This is a genomic window from Delftia sp. DLF01 (assembly GCF_014852125.1).
In the GTDB taxonomy this organism is placed as follows: Bacteria; Pseudomonadota; Gammaproteobacteria; order Burkholderiales; family Burkholderiaceae_C; genus Comamonas; species Comamonas acidovorans.
In genome coordinates this window covers 1816940-1837103 of record NZ_JACVAZ010000001.1, presented here as the reverse complement: position 1 = coordinate 1837103, position 20164 = coordinate 1816940, and the positions used below count along the sequence as shown (strand labels likewise).

12 protein-coding genes are annotated in these 20164 nt (G+C 67.8%); 5 read left to right on the top strand and 7 right to left on the bottom strand.

The window, feature by feature from the left end; genetic code table 11:
- Positions 1 to 4: 4 nt before the first annotated feature.
- Both IB269_RS08140 and paoA read right to left on the bottom strand, forming a co-directional pair.
- A complete protein-coding gene (locus IB269_RS08140) occupies positions 5 to 955 on the bottom strand; it encodes an FAD binding domain-containing protein (RefSeq protein ID WP_013802388.1) in 951 nt (316 codons plus the stop codon).
- Positions 952 to 1596: an aldehyde dehydrogenase iron-sulfur subunit PaoA gene (gene paoA, locus IB269_RS08135; protein ID WP_016453395.1), complete on the bottom strand. Its 645-nt coding sequence runs from the start codon at positions 1594 to 1596 to the stop codon at positions 952 to 954. The genes IB269_RS08140 and paoA overlap by 4 nt, the downstream gene beginning before the upstream one ends.
- Positions 1597 to 1866: 270 nt before the next feature.
- Between paoA and IB269_RS08130 the strand changes: the two genes are divergently transcribed.
- The 3 genes from IB269_RS08130 to IB269_RS08120 all read left to right on the top strand — a co-directional run bounded on the left by IB269_RS08130 (position 1867) and on the right by IB269_RS08120 (position 6023).
- Positions 1867 to 2385, top strand: a complete 519-nt coding sequence (locus IB269_RS08130) for a sigma-70 family RNA polymerase sigma factor (protein WP_043822453.1) — start codon at positions 1867 to 1869, stop codon at positions 2383 to 2385.
- Complete coding sequence (locus IB269_RS08125) at positions 2364 to 3386, top strand: FecR domain-containing protein (protein WP_318652145.1); 1023 nt, start codon at positions 2364 to 2366, stop codon at positions 3384 to 3386. The genes IB269_RS08130 and IB269_RS08125 overlap by 22 nt, the downstream gene beginning before the upstream one ends.
- A 114-nt stretch (positions 3387 to 3500) precedes the next feature.
- Complete coding sequence (locus tag IB269_RS08120; protein WP_225613997.1) at positions 3501 to 6023, top strand: TonB-dependent siderophore receptor; 2523 nt, start codon at positions 3501 to 3503, stop codon at positions 6021 to 6023.
- 1 nt (position 6024) lies between these two features.
- Here IB269_RS08120 and IB269_RS08115 read toward each other — a convergent pair whose 3' ends face one another.
- From IB269_RS08115 to IB269_RS08095, 5 genes are all read right to left on the bottom strand, one after another.
- On the bottom strand, positions 6025 to 11616 hold the full coding sequence (locus IB269_RS08115; RefSeq protein ID WP_225613996.1) for a DNA repair ATPase: 5592 nt from the start codon (positions 11614 to 11616) through the stop codon (positions 6025 to 6027).
- A gap of 136 nt (positions 11617 to 11752) precedes the next feature.
- A complete protein-coding gene (locus tag IB269_RS08110; RefSeq protein WP_012205645.1) occupies positions 11753 to 13828 on the bottom strand; it encodes a hypothetical protein in 2076 nt (691 codons plus the stop codon).
- A 98-nt stretch (positions 13829 to 13926) separates the two neighbouring features.
- Entirely contained in the window at positions 13927 to 14595 is a 669-nt protein-coding gene (locus tag IB269_RS08105) for a ubiquinone biosynthesis protein UbiH (RefSeq protein ID WP_192366859.1), read from the bottom strand.
- Positions 14596 to 14669: 74 nt separating this feature from the next.
- Positions 14670 to 15380: a PspA/IM30 family protein gene (locus tag IB269_RS08100; RefSeq protein ID WP_012205647.1), complete on the bottom strand. Its 711-nt coding sequence runs from the start codon at positions 15378 to 15380 to the stop codon at positions 14670 to 14672.
- A gap of 41 nt (positions 15381 to 15421) precedes the next feature.
- A complete protein-coding gene (locus tag IB269_RS08095) occupies positions 15422 to 15904 on the bottom strand; it encodes a YjfI family protein (RefSeq protein ID WP_225613995.1) in 483 nt (160 codons plus the stop codon).
- A gap of 440 nt (positions 15905 to 16344) precedes the next feature.
- Here IB269_RS08095 and IB269_RS08090 point away from each other — a divergent pair, with 440 nt between their 5' ends.
- Together IB269_RS08090 and IB269_RS08085 are read left to right on the top strand one after the other, a co-directional pair.
- A complete protein-coding gene (locus IB269_RS08090; RefSeq protein WP_192366858.1) occupies positions 16345 to 18978 on the top strand; it encodes a GGDEF and EAL domain-containing protein in 2634 nt (877 codons plus the stop codon).
- A gap of 157 nt (positions 18979 to 19135) precedes the next feature.
- The gene (locus IB269_RS08085; protein WP_192366857.1) at positions 19136 to 20143 is read left to right on the top strand and encodes a diacylglycerol/lipid kinase family protein; all 1008 of its coding nucleotides are present in this window, start codon (positions 19136 to 19138) and stop codon (positions 20141 to 20143) included.
- The last annotated feature ends 21 nt before the right edge of the window (positions 20144 to 20164 follow it).

Here is a 20164-nt window from a genome sequence, read left to right as displayed (position 1 = left end):
GGCGTCAGCTCCTTGCCTGATGCAGCACGGCGGCAAGCGTGCGCTCCGCCAGCGTGAGTTTGAAGGCGTTGTCCTGCGTGGGCCGGGCGCCTGCCAGCAGGCGGTCGGTGACGGCCTTGGCTCCCTGCGGCATCTGTGCTTCGGCAGCCTCCAGCCGCCAGGGCTTGTGCGCCACGCCGCCCAGGGCCACGCGCCCGCTGCCGTCGCGCTGCACGATGGCGGCCACCGACACCAGCGCAAACGCATAGGAAGCGCGGTCACGCACCTTGTGATAGATGTGCGTGCCGCCCGGCGGGGGCGGCAGGGTGACGGAGGTGATCAGTTCGCCGGCCTGCAAGGCCGTCTCTACATGCGGCGTACTGCCGGGCAGCCGGTGGAAGTCGGCAATGGGGATGACGCGGGCCTTGCCGTCGGCCTGGATGGTTTCCACCGTGGCGTCCAGCGCGCGCAGCGCCACCGCCATGTCGCTGGGGTGGGTGGCAATGCAGGCCTCGCTGCCACCGATCACCGCATGCTGGCGGCTCACGCCGGCAATGGCCGAACAGCCGCTGCCCGGCACGCGCTTGTTGCACGGCATATTGGTGTCGTAGAAATACGGGCAGCGGGTGCGCTGCAGCAGATTGCCGCCTGTGGTCGCCATGTTGCGCAACTGGCCCGAGGCGCCGGCCACCAGGGCGCGGGTCAGCACGCCGTAGTCGCGCCGCACGCGCGCATGGGCGGCCAGGTCGCTGTTGCGCACCAGCGCGCCTATGCGCAAGCCCCCCTGCGCAGTGGGCTCCACGGTGTCCATGCCGGTGCCGTTCACATCGACCAGATGCACGGGGGTTTCTATCTGCAGCTTCATCAGGTCCAGCAGATTCGTGCCCCCGGCGATGAAGCGGGCGCCCGGCCGGGCCGCCACGGCGGCGGCAGCCTGCGCGGGGGACTGGGCGCGTTCGTAGGTGAAGGCAATCATGTCCTGCCCTCCCCCGCCACTTCGGTGATGGCATCGACGATGTTGGAATACGCCCCGCAGCGGCACAGGTTGCCGCTCATGCGTTCACGCAGTTCATGGGCCGACACCAGGGGCTGGGCCACGATGTCTTCGCTGGCATGGCTGGGCATGCCGCGTTTGATTTCATCGAGCACGCCCACGGCAGAGCAGATCTGCCCCGGCGTGCAGTAGCCGCACTGGAATCCGTCGTGCCGCACGAAGGCGGCCTGCATGGCGTGCGGGGATTGCGGCGTGCCCAGGCCTTCGATGGTGGTCACGGCGGCGCCCTGGTTCATCACGGCCAGGCTCAGGCAGGACACCACGCGCCGGCCATTGACCAGCACCGTGCAGGCCCCGCACTGGCCATGGTCGCAGCCTTTCTTGGTGCCGGTCAGGTGCAGGTGCTCGCGCAGGGCGTCGAGCAGCGTGGTGCGGGTGTCCAGGTCCAGGCGGTGTTCCTGGCCGTTCACCTGCAGGGTGACGGGCAGTTGGACCCCTTCGGGGATGGAGGGAGGCTGCACTTGCGCGCCGGCCGATCGAGGCACGGCCGTTGCCGCAGCCGTGGAGGCACCTGCAATCAGCAGGTCCCTGCGGGAGACGGAAAGCTGGGTGTTGTGTTCCATGGGGCGTCCATCGTGTTGGCTCTTCGTGGGGCGTGCACGCCGTGGCGGACACGCTGCCCCAGCATCGGCGCCTGAGCTGGGTCAGGCTGTAGGTGAGGGACCCATGTCCGGGACATCGAGGTTTGCGATGTCGGCTCAGCCAAGGACCGCAACGGCCAAGCCATCGACAAGGAAAAATCCGGCCACCGCATCCCTATAATTGCGACCGATTCTTATTTCCGACCTTCATCTCCACAGGCCTTCGGGGCTGTCTTCCAGAGTTTCCAGACCGTGTCTGCTCCACACTGCGCCACCTCGCACAGCGATGTTGAAGCCATCTACAGGGCGCATCACCCCTGGCTTCTGGGCTGGCTGCGCCGCAAGCTGGGCGGCTCGGACCACGCGTCCGACCTGGCGCATGACACCTTCGTTCGCCTGCTGTCCACCCAGACAGCACGCGGCGATCTGCAGATGCGCGAGCCGCGCGCCTACCTCACCACGGTGGCGCGCAACCTGCTGATCAACCACGTGCAGCGCCAATCGCTGGAGCGAGCCTGGCTGGACACCCTGGCGCAAATGCCCGAGCCCATGGCGCCCTCGCCCGAGGAGCGGCTGCTGATCCTGCAGACGCTGCACCAGATCGACGCCATGCTCGACGGCCTGCCGCCCAAGGTGCGCGAGGCCTTCCTGCTGTCGCAACTGGACGGACTGACCTACGCCCAGGCGGCGGAGCGCCTGGGGGTGACCGAACGCACCATCAAGCGCTTCATGGCCCAGGCCTTTGCGCAGTGCATCGTGCTGGTCTGCTGATGGGCGCTTCGTCCACCTCCAGCGCCATCGATGCGCGCGCCGCGCGCGAAGCAGCCGAATGGCTGGTGCGCATTCAATGCGAGCCGCAAGATGCGGGCCAGGCACAGGCGCTGGCCCGCTGGCGCGCAGCCGATCCGCAGCACGAAGCCGCCTGGCAACGCGCCGAGCTGGTGATGGGACGCGTGGGCACGGCCACAGCGCCATCCGGCAACGGCGCGGCCCTGGGTCCGCTGGGGGCGGCGGCCCTGAGGGATGCAGGGAGCGCCCGGCGCCGCGCCACCACGCAGCTGCTGGCCGCGCTGATCGTGGCCGGGCCTGCAGGCTATCTGGCCTGGCGCGCCGGACCGTGGTCGGCCTGGTCTGCCGACGTGCGCACGGCCACGGGCGAGCGCCGCGAACTGCAGCTGCCAGACGACAGCCGCATGCAGCTGGATACCGGCAGCGCCGTGGACATTGCCTTCACCGCCATGGAGCGCCGCCTGGTACTGCGCGCGGGCGCCGTGTGGATACAGACCGCTGCCGATGCGGCCGGCCGCCCGTTTCTTGTGCAGACGCCGCAGGGCACGGCGCTGGCCCTGGGCACACGCTATGCGGCGCGCATTATGGACGATGAGAGCACCCTGGTCGTCGTGCGCGAAGGTGCGGTGCAGCTGCGCCCGGCACGGGGCGGCGAGCCCGTGCGCGTGTCGGCGGGCCAGCAGGCGCGCATGGCCAGCGGCGCGGCAGAGCCTGTGCAGCCCGCTGGCCTGGCCTCGGACGGCTGGACGCAGGGCGTGCTCTATGCCGAGAAAACGCCGCTGGGCGAATTCGTGGCCGAACTGTCGCGCTACCGGCCCGGCATTCTGCGCTGCGACCCGGCCGTGGCCCGTCTGCCCGTGAGCGGCGCCTTCCAGCTGCGCGACACGGACCAGGCCCTGCTGGCGCTGGCCGCTTCGCTGCCGGTGCGCATCCACCAGCGCACGCGCTACTGGGTGCAGATTTCGGGCTTGGCCGCGCCCTGAGCCTGCGGCATGTCCCCTTTTGCGGGATCGGCGGTCATACAGGAAGACAGCTTCAACGGCGCGTCCCAGGCTGGCTGGGCACCGCTTCCCTCGTCTTCCAAAGGACAGTTCTTCATGGCGCAGCGTATTTCCCTGGCCGCCACGGCCCCCTTCCCTCTTTCGGCGCTTGCCGCCTCGGTCCACCAGCGCCTTTCGCACCGACTTGTGCGCCGGCCCGTTCAGGCTGCCCTGCTCGGGCTGATGCTGGGCGCCGCCGGTGCGGCAGCCGCACAGGCCATCCCAAGCGCCCCGGCCGCGCAGACAGCACGCGAGTACGACATTCCCGCTGGTTCGCTGAGCCAGGCACTGTCGCGTCTGGCCGGCGAGTCGGGCGTGACGCTGTCGGCCGACCCGCGCCTGACGCAGGGCCTGCAGTCCGCCGGCCTCAAGGGACGCTTCGAGCTGACGGGCGGGCTTGCGCAGCTGCTGCGCGGCACGGGGCTGGAGGCGGTGCAGGCCGGCCAGGGCGTCTACGTGCTGCGCAAGAGCGCGGCCCATCCCGTGGTCACGCCGCCTGCGGCCGCCGCGGCGTCTTTCACCCTGGGCGAGGTGCGGGTGAACGCCCGGGCCGAGCACTCCACCGCCACCGAGGACACCGGCGCCTACACGGCCAGGGTGGTAACGCTGGGCAAGAGCGTGCAAAGCCTGCGCGAGATTCCGCAATCCGTGTCCGTGGTCACACGCCAGATGCTGGAAGACCAGAACATCCAGAGCCTGGACGATGCCATGCGCACCCTGGCCGGCGTCACCGTGGAGCCCGGCAGCACGGGCGGCAACCATGGCAACTTCTATCTGCGCGGCTATGCCGTGGATACGGTGCAGACCGATGGCGTGAACATGCCGGCCAGCACCGGCAATGACCTGTCCACCGGCTTCGGCATGGCCATGTACGACCGCATCGAGCTGCTGCGCGGCCCGGCCGGGCTGTTCCAGGGCGCGGGCGATCCGGGCGGCTCCATCAACCTGGTGCGCAAGCGCCCCAAGGCGCAGGCCGAGTTCAACACGCAGTTCTCGGCAGGCTCGTGGCAGCGCTACTACGCAGAGGCCGACATGACCGGCCCGCTGTCCCGCGACGGCCGCGTACGCGGCCGGCTGGTCACGGCCTACCAGGACCAGCAATCCTTCGTGGACCATGTGTACTCGCGCAAGCCCCTGGTCTACGGCGTGGTCGAGGTGGACCTGGCCCCGTCCACCACGCTCACGGCCGGCGGCAGCTACCAACAGTACAAGGGCCGCCCGGCCTTCGGGCTGCCGGCCCTGCCCGATGGGCAGTTGCTGGACATTCCTCGCTCCAGCTACCTGGACCCCATCTGGAACCACATCACGGAAAAGAACACGGAGTACTTTGCCGAGCTGCTGCACCGACTGGACAACGGTGGGCGCATCAGGCTCAACGCCATGTACCGCGAGCAGGACGAGCCCTCGCGCATGTTCGGCTGGTCGGACTGCGCCGCCGACCCGGCCACGGGCGACAGCTGCCTGGTCAGCTGGGCCTATCGCAGCCACTGGAAGACGCATGGCCTGGACGCCTCCGCCAGCCTGCCCTTCAGCGCCTTCGGCAGCACCCGCAACGAGCTGGCCGTGGGCGCCGACTACCGCAAGATCCGCAAGAACTTCCAGTACGGCGGCGGCGACAACGCGCCCATCAACATCTACCAGCCCGACAACAACGTGCCGTTGCCGACCAATTACAGCTTCTCCAACGGCAACGACAACCGCACCGAGCAGTTCGGCCTGTATGGGCGCGCCAATCTGCGCCCCGTGGACCGCCTGCTCATCAGCGTGGGCGGGCGCATGACCTGGTGGCAGAACCACGCCATCAACCGCAATGCCTACTTCAACCAGTTCTCGGAAACCGACAACCGCATCAACGGCAAGTTCACGCCCTATGCCGGTCTGGTGCTGGACCTGAATGACCAGGTGTCGGCCTATGCCAGCTACACGCGCATCTTTGCGCCGCAGACCACCAGCGACGCCGCGGGCAACACCCTGCGCCCACGCGTGGGCCAGCAGTACGAGGCGGGACTCAAGGGCGAGTGGATGGACGGCCAGCTCAACGCGCGCACCGCCCTCTTCCGCATGGAGGACACCAACCGCGCCATGACCGATCCGGCCAATCCGCTGTTCTCGGTGGCATCCGGCAAGATGCGCAGCCAGGGCGTGGAAGCCGAGATCGGCGGGCGCATTGCGCCCGGATGGAATGTGTCGGCCGGCTACGCCTACACACAGACCAAGACACTGGAGGGCACGCCCGACCAGAAGGCCCAGCTGTACACCTTCATCGCCCCGCGCCACAGCTTCAACCTGTGGACGCGCTACCAGTTCGGCACCGGCGCGCTGGAGGGCTTCAGCCTGGGCGGCGGCCTGCGCAGCGTCAGCCGCATGTACCGGCTCAACGGCGATGTGAAGTTCTCGCAGGGTCCGGCCACCACGGCGACGCTGCAGCTCGGCTACCGCATCAACCGCCATGTGGACGCCACGCTCACCATCAACAACCTGTTCGACAAGGTGTACTACCAGCGCGTGTGGGCCGCCTACGGTTCCAACTACTTCGGCGAGCCGCGCAACGTGATGCTGACGGTGCGCGGGCGTTTCTGAGCTAGGCCGCTGGCGGCACGTCGCCGCGCTGCATGCGCTCGAAGGCCTTGTCGATTTCCTCGGAGCGTATGGCGCCCGCAGCCGGCACCGGACGGCCCGCGCGCTGGGCGTCGATCTGCTCCTGCATGCGCGTGGCCACCTGCATCAGCACGCGGTGCAGGCCCAGCTGCTGGCGGCGGGCCTGGTCCAGGTGCGTGACCACGGGCTCCAGGGACTGGGCCAGCGACCGGGTCAGCAGTTGGCCCAGCATGTGGACCAGGGCCTGACGGTCCTGGGCGGCCTGTACCTCCGACGGGGTGCTGGCCTTGGCGCCGATGGGCTCGCTGGCCGCCCTTTGCGCCATCAGCTCGCGTATGCCGTGCAGCGAGTCGCCTGCGGCGCTTTGCGTCTGCAGCAACTGGGCCAGCAGTGCCTGCAGCGCTTGCAGGAGCTGGGACTGTTCGGCATCCCGGGTGGCGGCGGCCTGCGCGGCCGCTGCCGATGCGTGGGCCTGGTCGGCGGCGCCTTCCTGCATCGCCTGCTGCTGGGACTGGGACACCGACTGGGCCACCTCGCGCGTGGCGGCGACCAGATCGACCAGTTGCGCCGTCACGCGCGTGGCGGCGTCGGCATTGGCACCGCCTGCGGCCTGGCGGCGCAGGAACTGCTGGCGTATCTGCTGCCAGCGGGCGCTGTCCTCGTCGCTCATCTGCCCGCGCAGCTCGGCGAGCTTGAGCAGGTTCTCCTCGGCGCCCGTGGTCAGCATCTGCGCTTCGCCCTGGTAGTGGTCGGCCAGCATCTGCTGCATTTCCTGGTCGTTCATCACGGGCGTGATCTTCTCGGCCAGCTTGTTCATGTTGCGGTAGCTGCCCTGCAGCCGGAAGGCCGGCTCGGTGCGGTAGCCGTCGTCCTGCGCGGCGCTCTGGATGTACTGCTGGTTGACCTTGAACACCAGCTCGCGCACCTGCACCATGCGGGCCAGCACGGCCTCGATCTCGCGCAGCTCGGCCGATGAATAGTCGTGCGACAGCGCATTGCCCGAGACCTCCCGGCCCTGCGCCTTGTCCAGCAGCAGGTACAGGTCCTGCAGGCTGCGCGTGGCCATCGGCGCCAGCACGGCGTTCGAGGTCATGCTGTTTTCGATGTAGCTGAGCTTGAACACTTCCTGCATGCCGCCCAGCACATCGCCCAGGTTGTAGATGTCGGCACGGTTGGCCAGCATGTCGGGGATCTTGAAGACCTCGCCCGACTCGGTGTACGGGTTGCCCGACATGACCACGCAAAAGCGCTTGCCGCGCATGTCGTGGGTGCGGGTCTGGCCCTTCCACACGCCCTCGATGCGGCGCGTGCCGTCCGACAGCGAGATGAATTTCTGCAGGAACTCCGGGTGCGTGTGCTGTATGTCGTCGATGTACAGCATCACGTTGTTGGCCATCTCCAGCGCCAGGTTGAGCTTTTCCAGCTCCTTGGCCGCCGTGGCGTCCGGCGCCTGGGCCGGGTCCAGCGAGCGCACGGAGTGGCCCAGCGCCGGGCCGTTGATCTTCATGAAGATCAGGCCCAGCCGGTTGGCCACGTACTCCATCAGCGTGGTCTTGCCGTAGCCGGGCGGCGAGATCATCATCAGCAGGCCCATCTGGTCGGTGCGCTTGTTCTCGCCGGCCACGCCGATCTGCTTGGCCAGGTTGTCGCCGATCACGGGCAGGTAGATCTCGTTGATGAGCCGGTTGCGCACAAAGGACGACAGCGGCCGGGCCTTGAATTCCTCCACCCGCACGCGCGAGCGCCAGTCCTGCAGCAGCTGCTGGCGCAGCGCCTGGTAGCGGCCGAATTCGGGAACAAAGGTTCGGAAATGGCGCGCGGCGCGCTGGCCCAGGTCGTCGATCTGCAGCCACATGCGGCCGTTAGCAATGCGCGGATGCTGGCCCAGCAGGCCCGGCACTTCGTGGCGCAGGTCCACGCTGCTGACCTTGCAGGGCAACTGGCCGGCACAGCACAGCCATGCCGCAGCCTCGCCGCAATAGGCCAGCCAGGCCTGCCCTTGCCCGTCGTCCAGCGTGCGGCAGGCGGTCTGCAGCCAGTGCAGCGCGCTGCGCCAGCGCTGGTCCAGCGGCGCCACGGCCTTGTCGCGCCGGTCCTCGCCCTGCCAGTAGGCCTGCATTTCTTCCCAGCGCTGCAGCGGCTGGGCCTGCTGCTGCACGGCGGCCTGCAGCGCGGCAATGGCCGACTGGCTGTAGCTGGAGAAGGAAAAGCGCACGGCCTTTTGCGCCAGCTCGGCCTGCAGGTAGTCGGCGGCGCCGTGGATCAGGCTGTCGATATCGCTGTCTGCGGGCGCCGCCTGTCCTGGCAGCAGGTCGCGCAGCAGGCCCCGTTCTTCGGCATAGGCGCGCAGGCGCTCGGAGATGTCGGTGCGCAGGCTCAGCTGTTCGGCCTCGCTGCCGAACATCTGCTGCATGGCCTGGGCCTGCTGGGCGCGCAGCGGCCACTGCGCCATGGCGGCAGCCAGCTGCGGCTGCTGCACCTGGGCCTGTGCGCTCCAGAACAGCAGGGCCAGCGCACGGGCGTCGGGCGCAAAGCGCAGCACGCCGGCGGCATCGCGCAGGGGCAGCAGCACCTGCAGGATGCGGGCCGCATCATGGTCGTGGATGCCGCGCTCATAGCCTTCGCGGTAGCGCGGCGCGGAGAACTCGCGGATGGCCTGGGTCAGTGCCGCCTCGTCGGGCAGCAACTGGGCCAGCCGGGCCTCGCTCCAGCCGTCACGGCGCTGGCGCGCGGCCAGCACCACTTCCAGGGCCAGGTATTCGCCCCGGTAGAACTGCGGCGATTCGGCCGGCGTGGAGGCATCCCAGTAGGCCTGCAGGGCGGCCAGCTCCGGGTTGTCCATGGGCTCGAAATACTCGGTGCCGACCAGGTGCAGGAACAGTTCGCCGTTGCGCGGCAGCAGGGTCAGGTCCAGCTCCTGGTTGCCCACGCTGAAGCGGTGGCGGCCCAGGCGGATGATGGCGCCGTCGCCTTCGTACAGCTCGGTGCGGTCCTGCAGCGCGCGAAACGCCTGGTTGCGCAGGTTCTTGACGCGGCCATCGATGTCGTCGGCCTTGACCGGGTCATGCAGTTGCTCGCGCAGGCGCTGGGCCAGCTCCTTGAGCTTGCCGATCAGCGGATCGCCTGCAAAAAAAGCATGCAGGGCATCGGCGCTGGCCAGTTTTTCGGTGCGCTTGGGCAGGCTCTGCACGATGCGCAGCGCCGCGTCCAGCACGCCCTGCGCCTTGCGCTGGCGCTCGTCCTGCAGCGACTGGCGGCGCGCCTCGAAGCTCTCCAGCACCTCCTCGCGCTTGGCCATGATGTCGCCGAGGAACTGCTCGTGCTCGCCGAAGCGGCTTTCAATTTCCTCCAGCTGCACCAGCAGGCGCGCCAGCTGCTCGTCGCATTTCTCGGGCGTCTGCGCCAGGCCCAGGGCGCTGACGATGCTTTGCGAGAACAGCGCCAGCTGGGCTGCGAACTGGGCCACGTTCTCGGCGCCGCCCAGGCCCGACCGGCGCTGCTCGGCGCGTGCACGCACCTGGTTCAGACGCGCGTAGACGGCCGAGATGCGATCCACCACCTGGGTGCGCTGCGTGGCGTCGTCGATGGACAGGCTGCCCATGAGCTCGGACAGCATGTCCAGCGCGGCCGCCATGTCGGCCATGCGCGCCAGCGGCTCGTTGATCTGCGCCACCGTGGCTGCCGCCTGCGCGGCCTGGTCCAGTGCCTGCAGCTGGTCGGCATAGGGCTGCATGGCCTCGTCGGTGGCAATGAAGGCGGCCGTGCGCTGGGAGACTTCGGCCTGGGCCTCGTTGACGCCATGCACCATGATGTCGATGGCGGCCTGGTCCACATAGCGCAGGTCGCGCGTGGCCATGAGCTGGCCGCGCAACTGGCCCAGCTGGGTGAGCGCGTCCACGTACTCGCCAATGCTTTTCCAGTCGGCCAGCCGCAGTGTCTTGAGCAGCTGGCCGTGGCGGCTGGAAACCTCGCCCATGGCCTTGGCCGAGGCGTTGCGGATGCTCTCGACCTTTTCGTACTCGTCGATGACCGCATCACCCGTGGCGAGGATGCCCAGCAGGGTCTCGTGCACGCCCTTGAGCTGCGGCGCGCCCAGCCAGTGGTAGCGCTCGAACAGGCGGCGCGCGGCGTCGATCAGGCGCTCGTAGCGCGGCAGCGAGACCTCGGTGGCCGCGATTTCCTTGCGCACGCTGTACAGGTCGGAGATGCCGCTGACCAGCTCGGCATTGCCGATGCGGCCCAGGAAGCTGTCGCGCTGCGGCTGGCGTGCCGCATAGTCGTCCGAGGCGAAGGGCGTGCGCCAGACCTGCATGGGGTGCACGCGCGAGGCCTCGTTGCTCTCGGCCGCGAAGATGACGACGCGCCCGTCGTCCATGCGCGCATAGCCGTGGCCGATGATGGGCGGCTGCAGGGCGCGCTCGATCAGGTTGTACTTGAACAGCGCCATGCGCCCGCTCTCGGGCTCGTAGAACACGTAGAGCACATCCTCGCCGTTGGGCGAGCGGATGCTGCGCCGGTAGCGCATGCCCTGCATGTTCTGCTCGAACGAGCGGTTCTCGCCGCTTTGCAGGTAGTAGCCGCCGGGGAAGATGATGCCGTGGTCCTGCGGCAGCTGGATGCAGGCCGCGCCGATGGCGTCCATCCGCAGCACCTGGCGCGACAGGGTGTTGAAGATCAGGTAGCGCCACTGCTCTTCGCGGTAGGGCAGGATCTTCAGCAGGATCAGGCTGCCGACGGCGGCGTACTCGAACACGGCGTCGTCCAGCGACTGGTTCTTCTCCTGCACGGGCTCGCTGTAGATGCCCAGTCCGTCGTTGGTGTTGTTCTCGACCTTGATGGTCAGCGTGCCGCCCAGGGTCTCGACGAAGACCTTGTCCAGGATGTTGATGTGCGGATGGCGCCCCTGCACCAGTTGCTCGCGCCCGGCGCGCTGCCACTCGAAGTCATGGGGCGCAGGCAGCTCGATGTCGCGCTCGCCGCGGTTGTCTATGTAGCGGATGGGCTGGCCATCGACGGGCACGGACCAGCGGAATACGCGCACATCGGACAGGCGCTCGCCAATCTGAAAGCTCGCCAGCAGCTTGCCGTCGCGCACGGCCAGCTGCATCAGCCGGGTGTTCTTGTAGTAGGCGTACAGCTCCTGGAAGTCCTGCACGAAGCTCTGTATGCCCAGAAAGCTGTCCTTGAGATCGACCGGCGTGACCTCGTAGCCCTGCTCTCCCTCGTGCAGGCGGTACAGCACGAACACGTCTTCCACGCGCGTGGACTGCTTCAGGCCCATGAAGACGTTGTAGCCAAACAGCAGGTAGCCGCCGACCTGGGCGATATCGCGGCCCAGGCAGTTGTTTTCGGTGCGCACGCGCATGCGCCCGATGACTTCCATCTGGCTGCGGCCGAATTCCTCCAGCCGCTCCTCGTTGAGCTGGCGTGCCAGCGTCTCCAGCGCCTGCCCCTGGCCGTCAAGGCGCTTGGCCAGCACTTCGTAGGAGCCGCCGCTGGCGACTGCCTGGTCCACGGCAGAGGCCGCGGTGTCAGGGGACAGGGACTGTGAGGACGATGGGGACGGTTGGGACATGGGCGTCACGGGCTTTCGCGTGTCAGGGACCATTCACGCCCTCCCCGGCCAGCTGACTGGCTGGCTGGCGGGCGGAGGAAGGCGGATGCGGGAGGCTGGGCAGCCGATGGAGGGAGCGGCCGGGCGGCCGCCCCGTTCAGTCGACCCTCTGCGTGGGCGGCAGGCCCTTGCCGTCGCCCAGCGCGTTCAGCAGCGATGCGCCGCCCTTGCCGCTGAGGAACTTGCTGATCAGGTCCTGCACGATGGGGCTCTTGCCCGCCACGCCTTCCACGGCCTTGCCCACGGACAGCGCCTTGGCGAAGTTGTCGAAGAAGGCGCCCTCGCCACCCACGATGTCGATGTTGGCCTTGCTGAGCGCGGCCGACAGCACCTCGGACTGGTCCTTGGCCACGCTCTTGTTGGCCTCGATGGCGGCCAGCGCCTGCTCGAAGTTCTTCTCCAGCTGCATGCGGAACTCCTCATGCGAGCGCGCCTGGTCGGACAGCGAGGCCAGCGCGGTGAACTTCTCGGTCAGGCCCTTGGCCTCGGCGAAGAGCTTGTCGCGCAGCACATCGGCCTCGGACATGCCCACGTCGCGCGTGACCGTGGCCTTGGTGGCGCCCACCTGGGCCTCTCCGCGCGCCTGGGCCAGCAGGCGTTCTTCCAGCACCTTGGCATCGGCCAGGCCCTGCTTTTCGTTGGCGTCGGCCGTGGCCTCGATGACGCGCGCCTCGGCCAGGCCCTTTTCCTGATGGCCCTTGGCTTCGGCCATCAGCTTCTCGGCAATCACGCGGGCCTGGGCCAGGCCTTCCTTTTCCAGGGCGGCGGCGGTGACTTCGCGCACCTTGGCATCGGCCAGGCCGGGCGCGGCGCGCTCGACCTCGATGGCCTCGGCCAGCTTCTTCTTGGCTTCGGCGGTCTTGCTGGCCGCTTCCAGCTCGGCCTGGGCCATGGTCGTGACTTCCACGGCCTTGTGGCGCGAGGAAGCCTCTTCGGCCTCGGCCTTCTTGACCTGGCGCACCATGTCTTCCTCGGCCTGGGCCTGGGCGGTCAGCACGGTGACCTGCTTCATGCGCTCGGCCTCGGAGACCACGCGCACTTCCTTGATACGTTCCTCTTCCTGGGCCACGGACTTTTCCACCACCACGCGCTCGCGCACCACGTTGGCGATGTTGGCCTTCTCGACCTCGATGGCCTTTTCCTTCTCGATGCGCTGCAGCTCCACCTCGCGCTGGCGGGCCACGATCTCCAGCTCCTTGGCGCGCGTGACCTTCTCGACCTCGATCACCACGGCACGCTCACGGTTTTGCTGGGCCACGGCCACTTCGCGCTGGCGGTTTTCCTCGCGGATGTCCAGTTGCTCCTGGGTCTGGATGCGCGCCTGCTCGGCCTTCAGGCGCTCTTCTTCCTGCACCTTCTGGGTTTCGGCCTGCTCGCGCGCCTGGATGGTGGCGATCTCGCGCTTTTGGCGCGCCTCGGCATCGGCCTGCTGGCGCTCCAGCGCCAGCATGGCTTCCTTGGTCTCCACGTTCTTCTTGGTGATGGCCAGGTCGGAGTTGCGCTCGAGCTCGTTGGTGACGATGTTCTGGTTGGCCGTCAGCTCGGTAATCTTGCGGATGCCCTCGGCGTCCAGGATGTTGTTGGGGTCCAGCGAGGACTTGGGCGTCTGCTCCAGGTAGTCGATGGCCACGTCTTCCAGCACATAGCCGTTGAGGTCGTTGCCGATGACATGGATGATCTGGTCACGAAAATCCTGGCGGTTCTCGAACAGCTTCACGAACTCGATCTGCTTGCCCACGGTCTTGAGCGCCTCGGAGAACTTGGCGTTGAACAGCTCGTTGACGGCCGTCTTGTCCGAGGCCCGGTCCACGCCGATGGCCTTGGCCACCTTGAGCACGTCCTCGGCCGTTTCGTTGACGCGCAGGTAGAAGGCCACGGTGATGTCGGCGCGCATGTTGTCGCGGCAGATCAGGCCTTCCTTGCCGCGCCGGTCGATCTCCAGCGTCAGCAGCGAGATCTGCATGAACTCCTTCTTGTGGATCACCGGCAGCACCAGGCCGCCCGTGAACTTGACCTTGGGCTGCGACGTGGTGTCGTTGATGATCAGCGCCGTGCCCTGCGGAACCTTGATGTAGAAGGCCTTGACCAGGGCGAACAGCCCGAGGATGACGACGAAGACGGAACCGATCACCACCCCGGCGACGATGTACCACTCCATGTTGCTCATGTTCATGCGAATCTCCCCTGTGAATTGCTATCTGTGAAAACGCTGAAAAAACGGAAAGGCCGCGCCCGCCGAACGGACGCTCGGGCCTTGTGGGAATCCCGGAACTAGCGCGGCAGCTCGGTGCCGTCGAACTCGGCCTTGCTGACCACGCGCCAGGCGTTGTGCTCGGGCAGGTGCTCGATGAGCACGATCTCGGTGCCCCGGCCCAGTGCGCGCTCGGGCGAGCGCATCTGCACGTTCAGGCCCGCGCCGCCGTCCTCGACACTGCCGTAGCCCTGCGTGCCGTCCACCACGGCGCTGCGCACCAGGCCGGTTCGGCCCAGCAGCACCCTGGGCTCCTCTGCAGGCGCCACCTTGTTGACGATGCCCCGCAGCGGGCGCAGCAGCAGCACGGTGGCGGCAAAGCCCAGCACCATGGCTGCCGCAGCCACCAAGGAGCCGGTCAGCAGGTTCACCAGGGTCCAGCCCTGGGGCATGGGCACGAAATGGCACAGCACATACGAGGCCAGCCAGGACATCAGGAACAGCGCGGTGAGGATGACCGTGAGCGGAATGCCGCCCAGGCCCACCTTGAGCAGCAGCCCGGCCAGCGCGCTGACCGAATGCTCCACGCCGTGCGCATGGTCGCTGCCGTCGAACAGCACCCAGTGGTCCAGCGAGTCCACCTCCAGCAGGCCCAGCATGGCGATCAGCCAGTACAGCAGCATGAACAGCAGCAAGGCGCCAAAGATGAAAGTCGGAAAGCCAAACGCGTATTGCAGGAATGCAGACATGTTTCTCCCCTCCCCTCAAATCCGGCAGCCGAGGCGGCAGGCCTGACAGTGCCTGCCTGGACAACGGCCGCGCATCAAGCGTTTTTTCCGCCAGTTGCGGCGCGCTGCGCCTTCAGGCGTTCCAGCACCGACTGCGCATTGCCCGCCTGGGGCGTGATGCCGGCAGCGCGCAGCTTGGCATCCAGCGCGTCTTCGCTGCTGTCGCGCGCCAGCTCGGCCGCGCTTTCCATGCGCGCACCGCGCTCGGCCTGCTTTTGCTTGATGCGCTCCAGAGAATCCAGCGCGCTTTGCACGCGCGTCTGCGAGCCTGCGTAGCGGCCGGCCACCGTGGCCTGGGCGCGCTGCACGCTTTCCGTGGCCTTGACCGTGTCGGCCTGCTGCTTGAGGCGCTTGATATGCGTTTGCGCCGTCTGTATGGCCACGCGCAGCTGCTCCACGCTTTGCGTGTAGGCGTCCAGCTGGGATTGCTCCTCGTCGCGCTGCGTCTCCAGCACGGAAACCTTGCCGGCCACTTCCAGCGCCAGCGCCTCGTCGCTGGTGTCCAGCGCCTTGACGGCGTAGCCCTCGTATTCGGCAATGCGTTCCTGGGTCTGCTTGAGCTTGCCGGCCGCCAGCTTCTGCTTGGCCATGATGTCGGCCAGCGCTTCCTTGGACTTGTTCAGGTCGCTGTCGGCATCGCGGATTTCCTGGTCCAGGATGCGCAGGGCCTGGCTGTCGGTCACCGCCTCGCCGGCCTCGTGGGCGGCGCCGCGCAACGCTGTCACCAGCTTGTTCCAGATGGTCATGATGATCTCCTAGGGGCTCAGTGTCTTCAACGGGCGGGGCGTCAGGCCTGCACGGGGGCGGATGCGGACGCGGGTGCGGGCACCGGCGTCAGGTAGTGGGCCAGTGCCTCGGTGGCCTGGATGACGCTGTCGGCCAGGGTCAGGATCTCGGCAATGATGTCGCCCTCGCTGCTGCTGGCGTGCAGGGCGGCGAACATCACGTAGCCCTCGCCGCCGTGGGCCTGGGGTTCCAGCGCCATCGTGGTGAAGGGAAACAGTTTTTGCAGGCGCAGCATCTGCTCGTTGAGACCGGCGCGGTCGTGCACCTGGTCGGCGGGCCACAGAAAGGCCTCCACCACCAATTGGTCGCCCGAAAGCGCCACATGCACCGGCAGATCGCCGAATTCGGGCAGGCTGACCAGCAAACTTGCGTCTGCGCCTTCCAGCACCTCGATATGGAGCCGGCCGCCTTGCACCAGTGCCGATTGCTGCAGATCGCCCGCCAAGGCGTGAATATCCCGATATGCCTGTCTGCTGTTGTCCATGCCGCCCTCCTTGTGGATGAGAACCATTGATTCCGGTTGCAATCCCGGCACGCGCATTTGCTTTTCCAATTGCTGCAATGCCGCGCCGTACTCTGGAAGAATCCAGACCTCCTTTTTCACCAGCCCCTGTTCGCGCAGCCGTTGCCGGTGCAGGCGCTGGTAATGGGCTGATGTCTTTTGTTCCATGCGGATACCATAGCGGCCATTACATGTGATGTCTACATGTAATGGCGATCAATTTGTAAACGGATATGTAAACCGAGTGGCGCAATGGTCGGCTTTGCGCAGGCCACGGCCCGCCTTTGCGTTCTGGCAAATCGCCATCAAGAATTCATTTTTTCTACCCAAAACCATTTATCAACAAATTTTCCTATCAACCACAGGAGCGCCCAGGCGCGGACTGCGGCGGCGGCGGCGCAGGGCTGCGAAGGCACTGCACAATGGCCGCTGTCGCAGGCAGATCCGGCCCTTGGCTGCCCGGCGCACGCTACGGAAACCTCTGCATGCCCGCCTTCAGGCTCTCACTTCGCACGGCAGTCACAGCCCCCTTCATAGCGGTGTTCGTGGTCACGGCCGGGCTATTGGCGGCATGGCAGCAGCGCCAGGTGGACCAACTCATCAACCGCGAAAGCCTGCGGCTGCTCGACTCCCTGTCCACCACCACGCGCCACCAATTGGCCGATTACCTGGAGACCCCGCTGCGCGTGCAGCAGGCCCTGGCCGAAACCGTGGCCCGGCAGGCGCTCTACACACCCGGCGACCTGCGCCCCATCTATGGCTATCTGACACGCTCATTCACCGAGCTGTATGCCCAGCACCACCAGATCAGCCTGTTGAGCTTTGGCGGCGTACAAGGTGAATACACGGGCGTGCGGCTGGAGCCCGATGGCCGCTACCGCCTGATTCTCCAGGACCGCAGCACCCAGGGCGCCCTGCAGATCTTCGAGGGGCTGGAGCCCGGCCCACCCATGTCCAGCCTTGCAGGCTACGACCCCCGCGTGCGCCCCTGGTACCAGCCTGCCATCCACAAAGACGGCCCGCACTGGTCGCCCATCTACACGGTGACTGGCGACCGCGGCGATACCACGATTTCCGCATCCACGTCCGTGCGGGTGTCCGGCCAGCTGGCCGGCGTGGTGGCCGCCGATGTGCGGCTGAGCAGCATGAACCTCTTTCTGCGCGACGAGCCCTTGCGTGGCAACGGCCATATCGCCGTGGTCGACGCACAGGGCTACATGGTGGCGCACTCGTCCGAGCTGTCGGTGCTGAAGCGGCGCGAAGGCCCCTATGACCCGCCCGTGCGCCTGCGGCTGTCCGAAAGCCCCGATCTTGCGCTGCGCAGCCTGGCCGCCCTGTTGCCTGCGCATCTGAGCGCGGATTCATCGGCGCCAGCGGGTCCCGAGAACACCATCAACCTGAGCTTCAAGGAACAGGGGCAGATCTACCACGGCCAGGTCACCGCATTCCACGATGGACGCGGCATCGACTGGCGGATCCTGGTGCTGCAGCCCGAATCCGATCTGGTCAGCAGCATGCGGGCGGACAGCCGCCATGCGCTGGTCCTCGCTTTCGGCCTGGCCTTGCTGGGACTGGGGCTGGGCGTGTGGTGCCTGCGCCGGGCGCTGCGCCCCCTGGCGGTGACGGCCGATGCGGCCAACCGCCTGGCCAAGGGTGACTGGAGCGCGGTAGGGGCGCTGCCGGATACGTCCCTGGTCGAGACATCGTCCCTGGTTTCGGCCTTCCACAACATGGCGCAGCGGCTGCAGGAATCCTTCGAGCACATGCGCACCCGGCTGCAGTACGACAGCCTGACGCAGCTGCTCACGCGCGCCGGCCTGATCGAGCAGGCCGATGCGGCGGCAGCCGCCAACACGCCCTGCCCTGCAGCGCTGTGCCTGCTGGAGCTGCAGAATTTCCGCAGCGTCCGCGACGATGTGGGCCACGGCACGGGCGAGCAGCTGCTGCGGGCCGTGGCCGAGCGGCTGCGCAACCACCATCTGCAGTTTCCTGCCCTGCTGGCGCGCACGGCCAGCAACGAGTTCGCCATGCTGTGGCTGCATGACTGCACGCCGCAGCAGATGCAGGACAAATGCCGCCATCTGCTGGAAATCTTCGACCAGCCATTTTCCGTGGGCAAGGACGACATCGTGCTGCGCGCCTGCGCGGGCGCCGTCAGCGGCGAGCTGCTGCCGGGCGCGCTGCCCGAGTGGCTGCGCAACGCCAGCATTGCGCTGGGTGAGGCGCAGCGCGGCTCGCACCCCTTCCTGCTGTTCGAGCCCAGCCTGGCGCAGAAAATGCTGGGCCGCACGCAGCTGGCCATGGAGCTGCGCCAGGCGGTGGAGCGCAACGAGCTGCGCGTGTTCTACCAGCCCGTGGTGGACCTGGCCACGGGCAGCATGGTCGGCGCCGAGGCCCTGGTGCGCTGGAACAGCCCGACGCGCGGCATGGTGCCGCCCGGCGTCTTCATTCCGGTGGCCGAGGAGTCGGACCTGATCCTGAGCGTGGGCGAATGGGTGCTGCGCACGGCGGCGCACGACATCGCCTCCCACCTGCCCCGGCTGCCCGCCGACTTCGAGCTGCACGTCAACATGTCGGCACGCGAGCTCATCCAGTCCGACTTCGCCTCCACGCTGGAGCAGGCACTGGCCACCAGCGGCCTGCCCGCCCGGTTGCTGACCCTGGAGCTGACGGAGTCCATGCTGCTGGACGACAGCGACGCCACGCTGCAGCGCATTGCCGCCATCCGCGCGCTGGGCGTGAAGATCGCCATTGACGACTTCGGCACCGGCTACTCCTCCCTGGCCTATCTCAGCCGCCTGCGCTTTGACTGCATCAAGATCGACCAGAGCTTCGTTGGCCAGTTGCCGGAGTCCGAATCCGACAAGTCCATCGTGACCGCCGTGCTGCGCATCGCCCAGGGCTTTGGCGTCAAGGTCGTGGCCGAAGGCGTGGAGGAGCAGGCCCAGGCCAGGCTGCTGCACGCCCTGGGCTGCGAGCATGCACAGGGCTATCTGTTCGAGCGGCCCGTGCCGCTGGCGCAGATGCTGGAGTACCGCTCTCCCTGGCACGAGTGAGCCACCAGTGGGCCACCAGGGAGTCGCTGGTGATCCACTGCTGCCTTGTGGTGCCCTGCCTGTCGGCTTTGGCTGACGTGTGCCGCTTGCATGATCCGGTGCACATGCAGGTGCAATCCACGAAACAATCGGCGCCTGTTCCAGCCTCCCGCCTTCCATGACGCCCACCTATTCCGAGAGCCAGCCGCCCCCGCCCCGTCTGGACCCCGCCGGCCCCATCCACCTGATCGTGCCCCTGCGCCCAGGCGCCGACCTGGAACAGCTGCGCGCCCGCCTCACCAGCGTGCCCGCGCTGCAGCAGCGCAGCGTGCAGTGGCATGTGCCTGGCGCACGCGCCGACATCGTGCACCTGGCCGCCCGCGCCGTGGACAGGGCCAGCCAGGATGGCGGCCTGGTCGTGGCCGCCGGCGGTGACGGCACCATCAATGCGGTGGCCGCCGCAGCCTGGGCGCGGGGCGTGCCCATGGGCGTGGTTCCGCTGGGCACCTTCAACTACTTCGCCCGCGAGCAGGCGCTGTCGCTGGAGCCTGCCCAGGCCGTGCAGGACATTCTTCAGGCATTGCAGGCCGGCCAGATGCGGCCCGTGAACGTGGGCCTGGTCAATGAACGGCTGTTTCTGGTGAACGCCAGCCTGGGCCTGTACCCGCGCCTGCTGGACGAACGCGAGCGCGCGTCCACACGCTTTGGCCGCACGCGGCTGGTGGCCATTGCGGCCTCCATCTGGAGCATTCTTCGCGGTGGCAGCGCGCGCCGCTGGCGCATCGCCCTGCGCTCCGACCGCCAGGCGCCGCTGCAGCAGCAGGAGCACCTGGCCAGCACACTGTTCGTGGGCAACAACCCGATGCAGCTGGAGCGCGTGGGCATTGCCGAAGCCCGCGCCGTGGCCGACGGCCAGCACCTGGCCGCCGTGCTGCTGCTGCCGCAGGCCAGCGAGGCCCCGGCGCGCGTGGTCTGGAATGCCGTGTTGGGACGGCTGGCGCAGGACGATGCGGTGGCCAGCCTGGCCTGCACCGAGCTGGTGGCAGAGCCCGCAGGCCGGCGCCCGCGGCGCCTGAAGGTGGCCTTTGATGGCGAGCGCGAATGGATGGCGCCGCCCATTCGTTTTCGCCTGGGCGATAAGCCGCTGTGGCTGGTCGTGCCGGGCGATGCCGGGCCCTCCTCCTGATCATCAAGGGACAAGGAACGC

Excerpts from the sequence above, each read along its gene's own strand:
- IB269_RS08105 (WP_192366859.1), bottom strand. The coding sequence starts at position 14,595 with ATGTCTGCATTCCTGCAATACGCGTTTGGCTTTCCGACTTTCATCTTT.
- IB269_RS08140 (WP_013802388.1), bottom strand. The coding sequence starts at position 955 with ATGATTGCCTTCACCTACGAACGCGCCCAGTCCCCCGCGCAGGCTGCC.
- IB269_RS08110 (WP_012205645.1), bottom strand. The coding sequence starts at position 13,828 with ATGAACATGAGCAACATGGAGTGGTACATCGTCGCCGGGGTGGTGATC.
- IB269_RS08085 (WP_192366857.1), top strand. The coding sequence starts at position 19,136 with ATGACGCCCACCTATTCCGAGAGCCAGCCGCCCCCGCCCCGTCTGGAC.
- IB269_RS08090 (WP_192366858.1), top strand. The coding sequence starts at position 16,345 with ATGGCCGCTGTCGCAGGCAGATCCGGCCCTTGGCTGCCCGGCGCACGC.
- paoA (WP_016453395.1), bottom strand. The coding sequence starts at position 1,596 with ATGGAACACAACACCCAGCTTTCCGTCTCCCGCAGGGACCTGCTGATT.
- IB269_RS08100 (WP_012205647.1), bottom strand. The coding sequence starts at position 15,380 with ATGACCATCTGGAACAAGCTGGTGACAGCGTTGCGCGGCGCCGCCCAC.
- IB269_RS08095 (WP_225613995.1), bottom strand. The coding sequence starts at position 15,904 with ATGGACAACAGCAGACAGGCATATCGGGATATTCACGCCTTGGCGGGC.
- IB269_RS08115 (WP_225613996.1), bottom strand. The coding sequence starts at position 11,616 with ATGTCCCAACCGTCCCCATCGTCCTCACAGTCCCTGTCCCCTGACACC.
- IB269_RS08120 (WP_225613997.1), top strand. The coding sequence starts at position 3,501 with ATGGCGCAGCGTATTTCCCTGGCCGCCACGGCCCCCTTCCCTCTTTCG.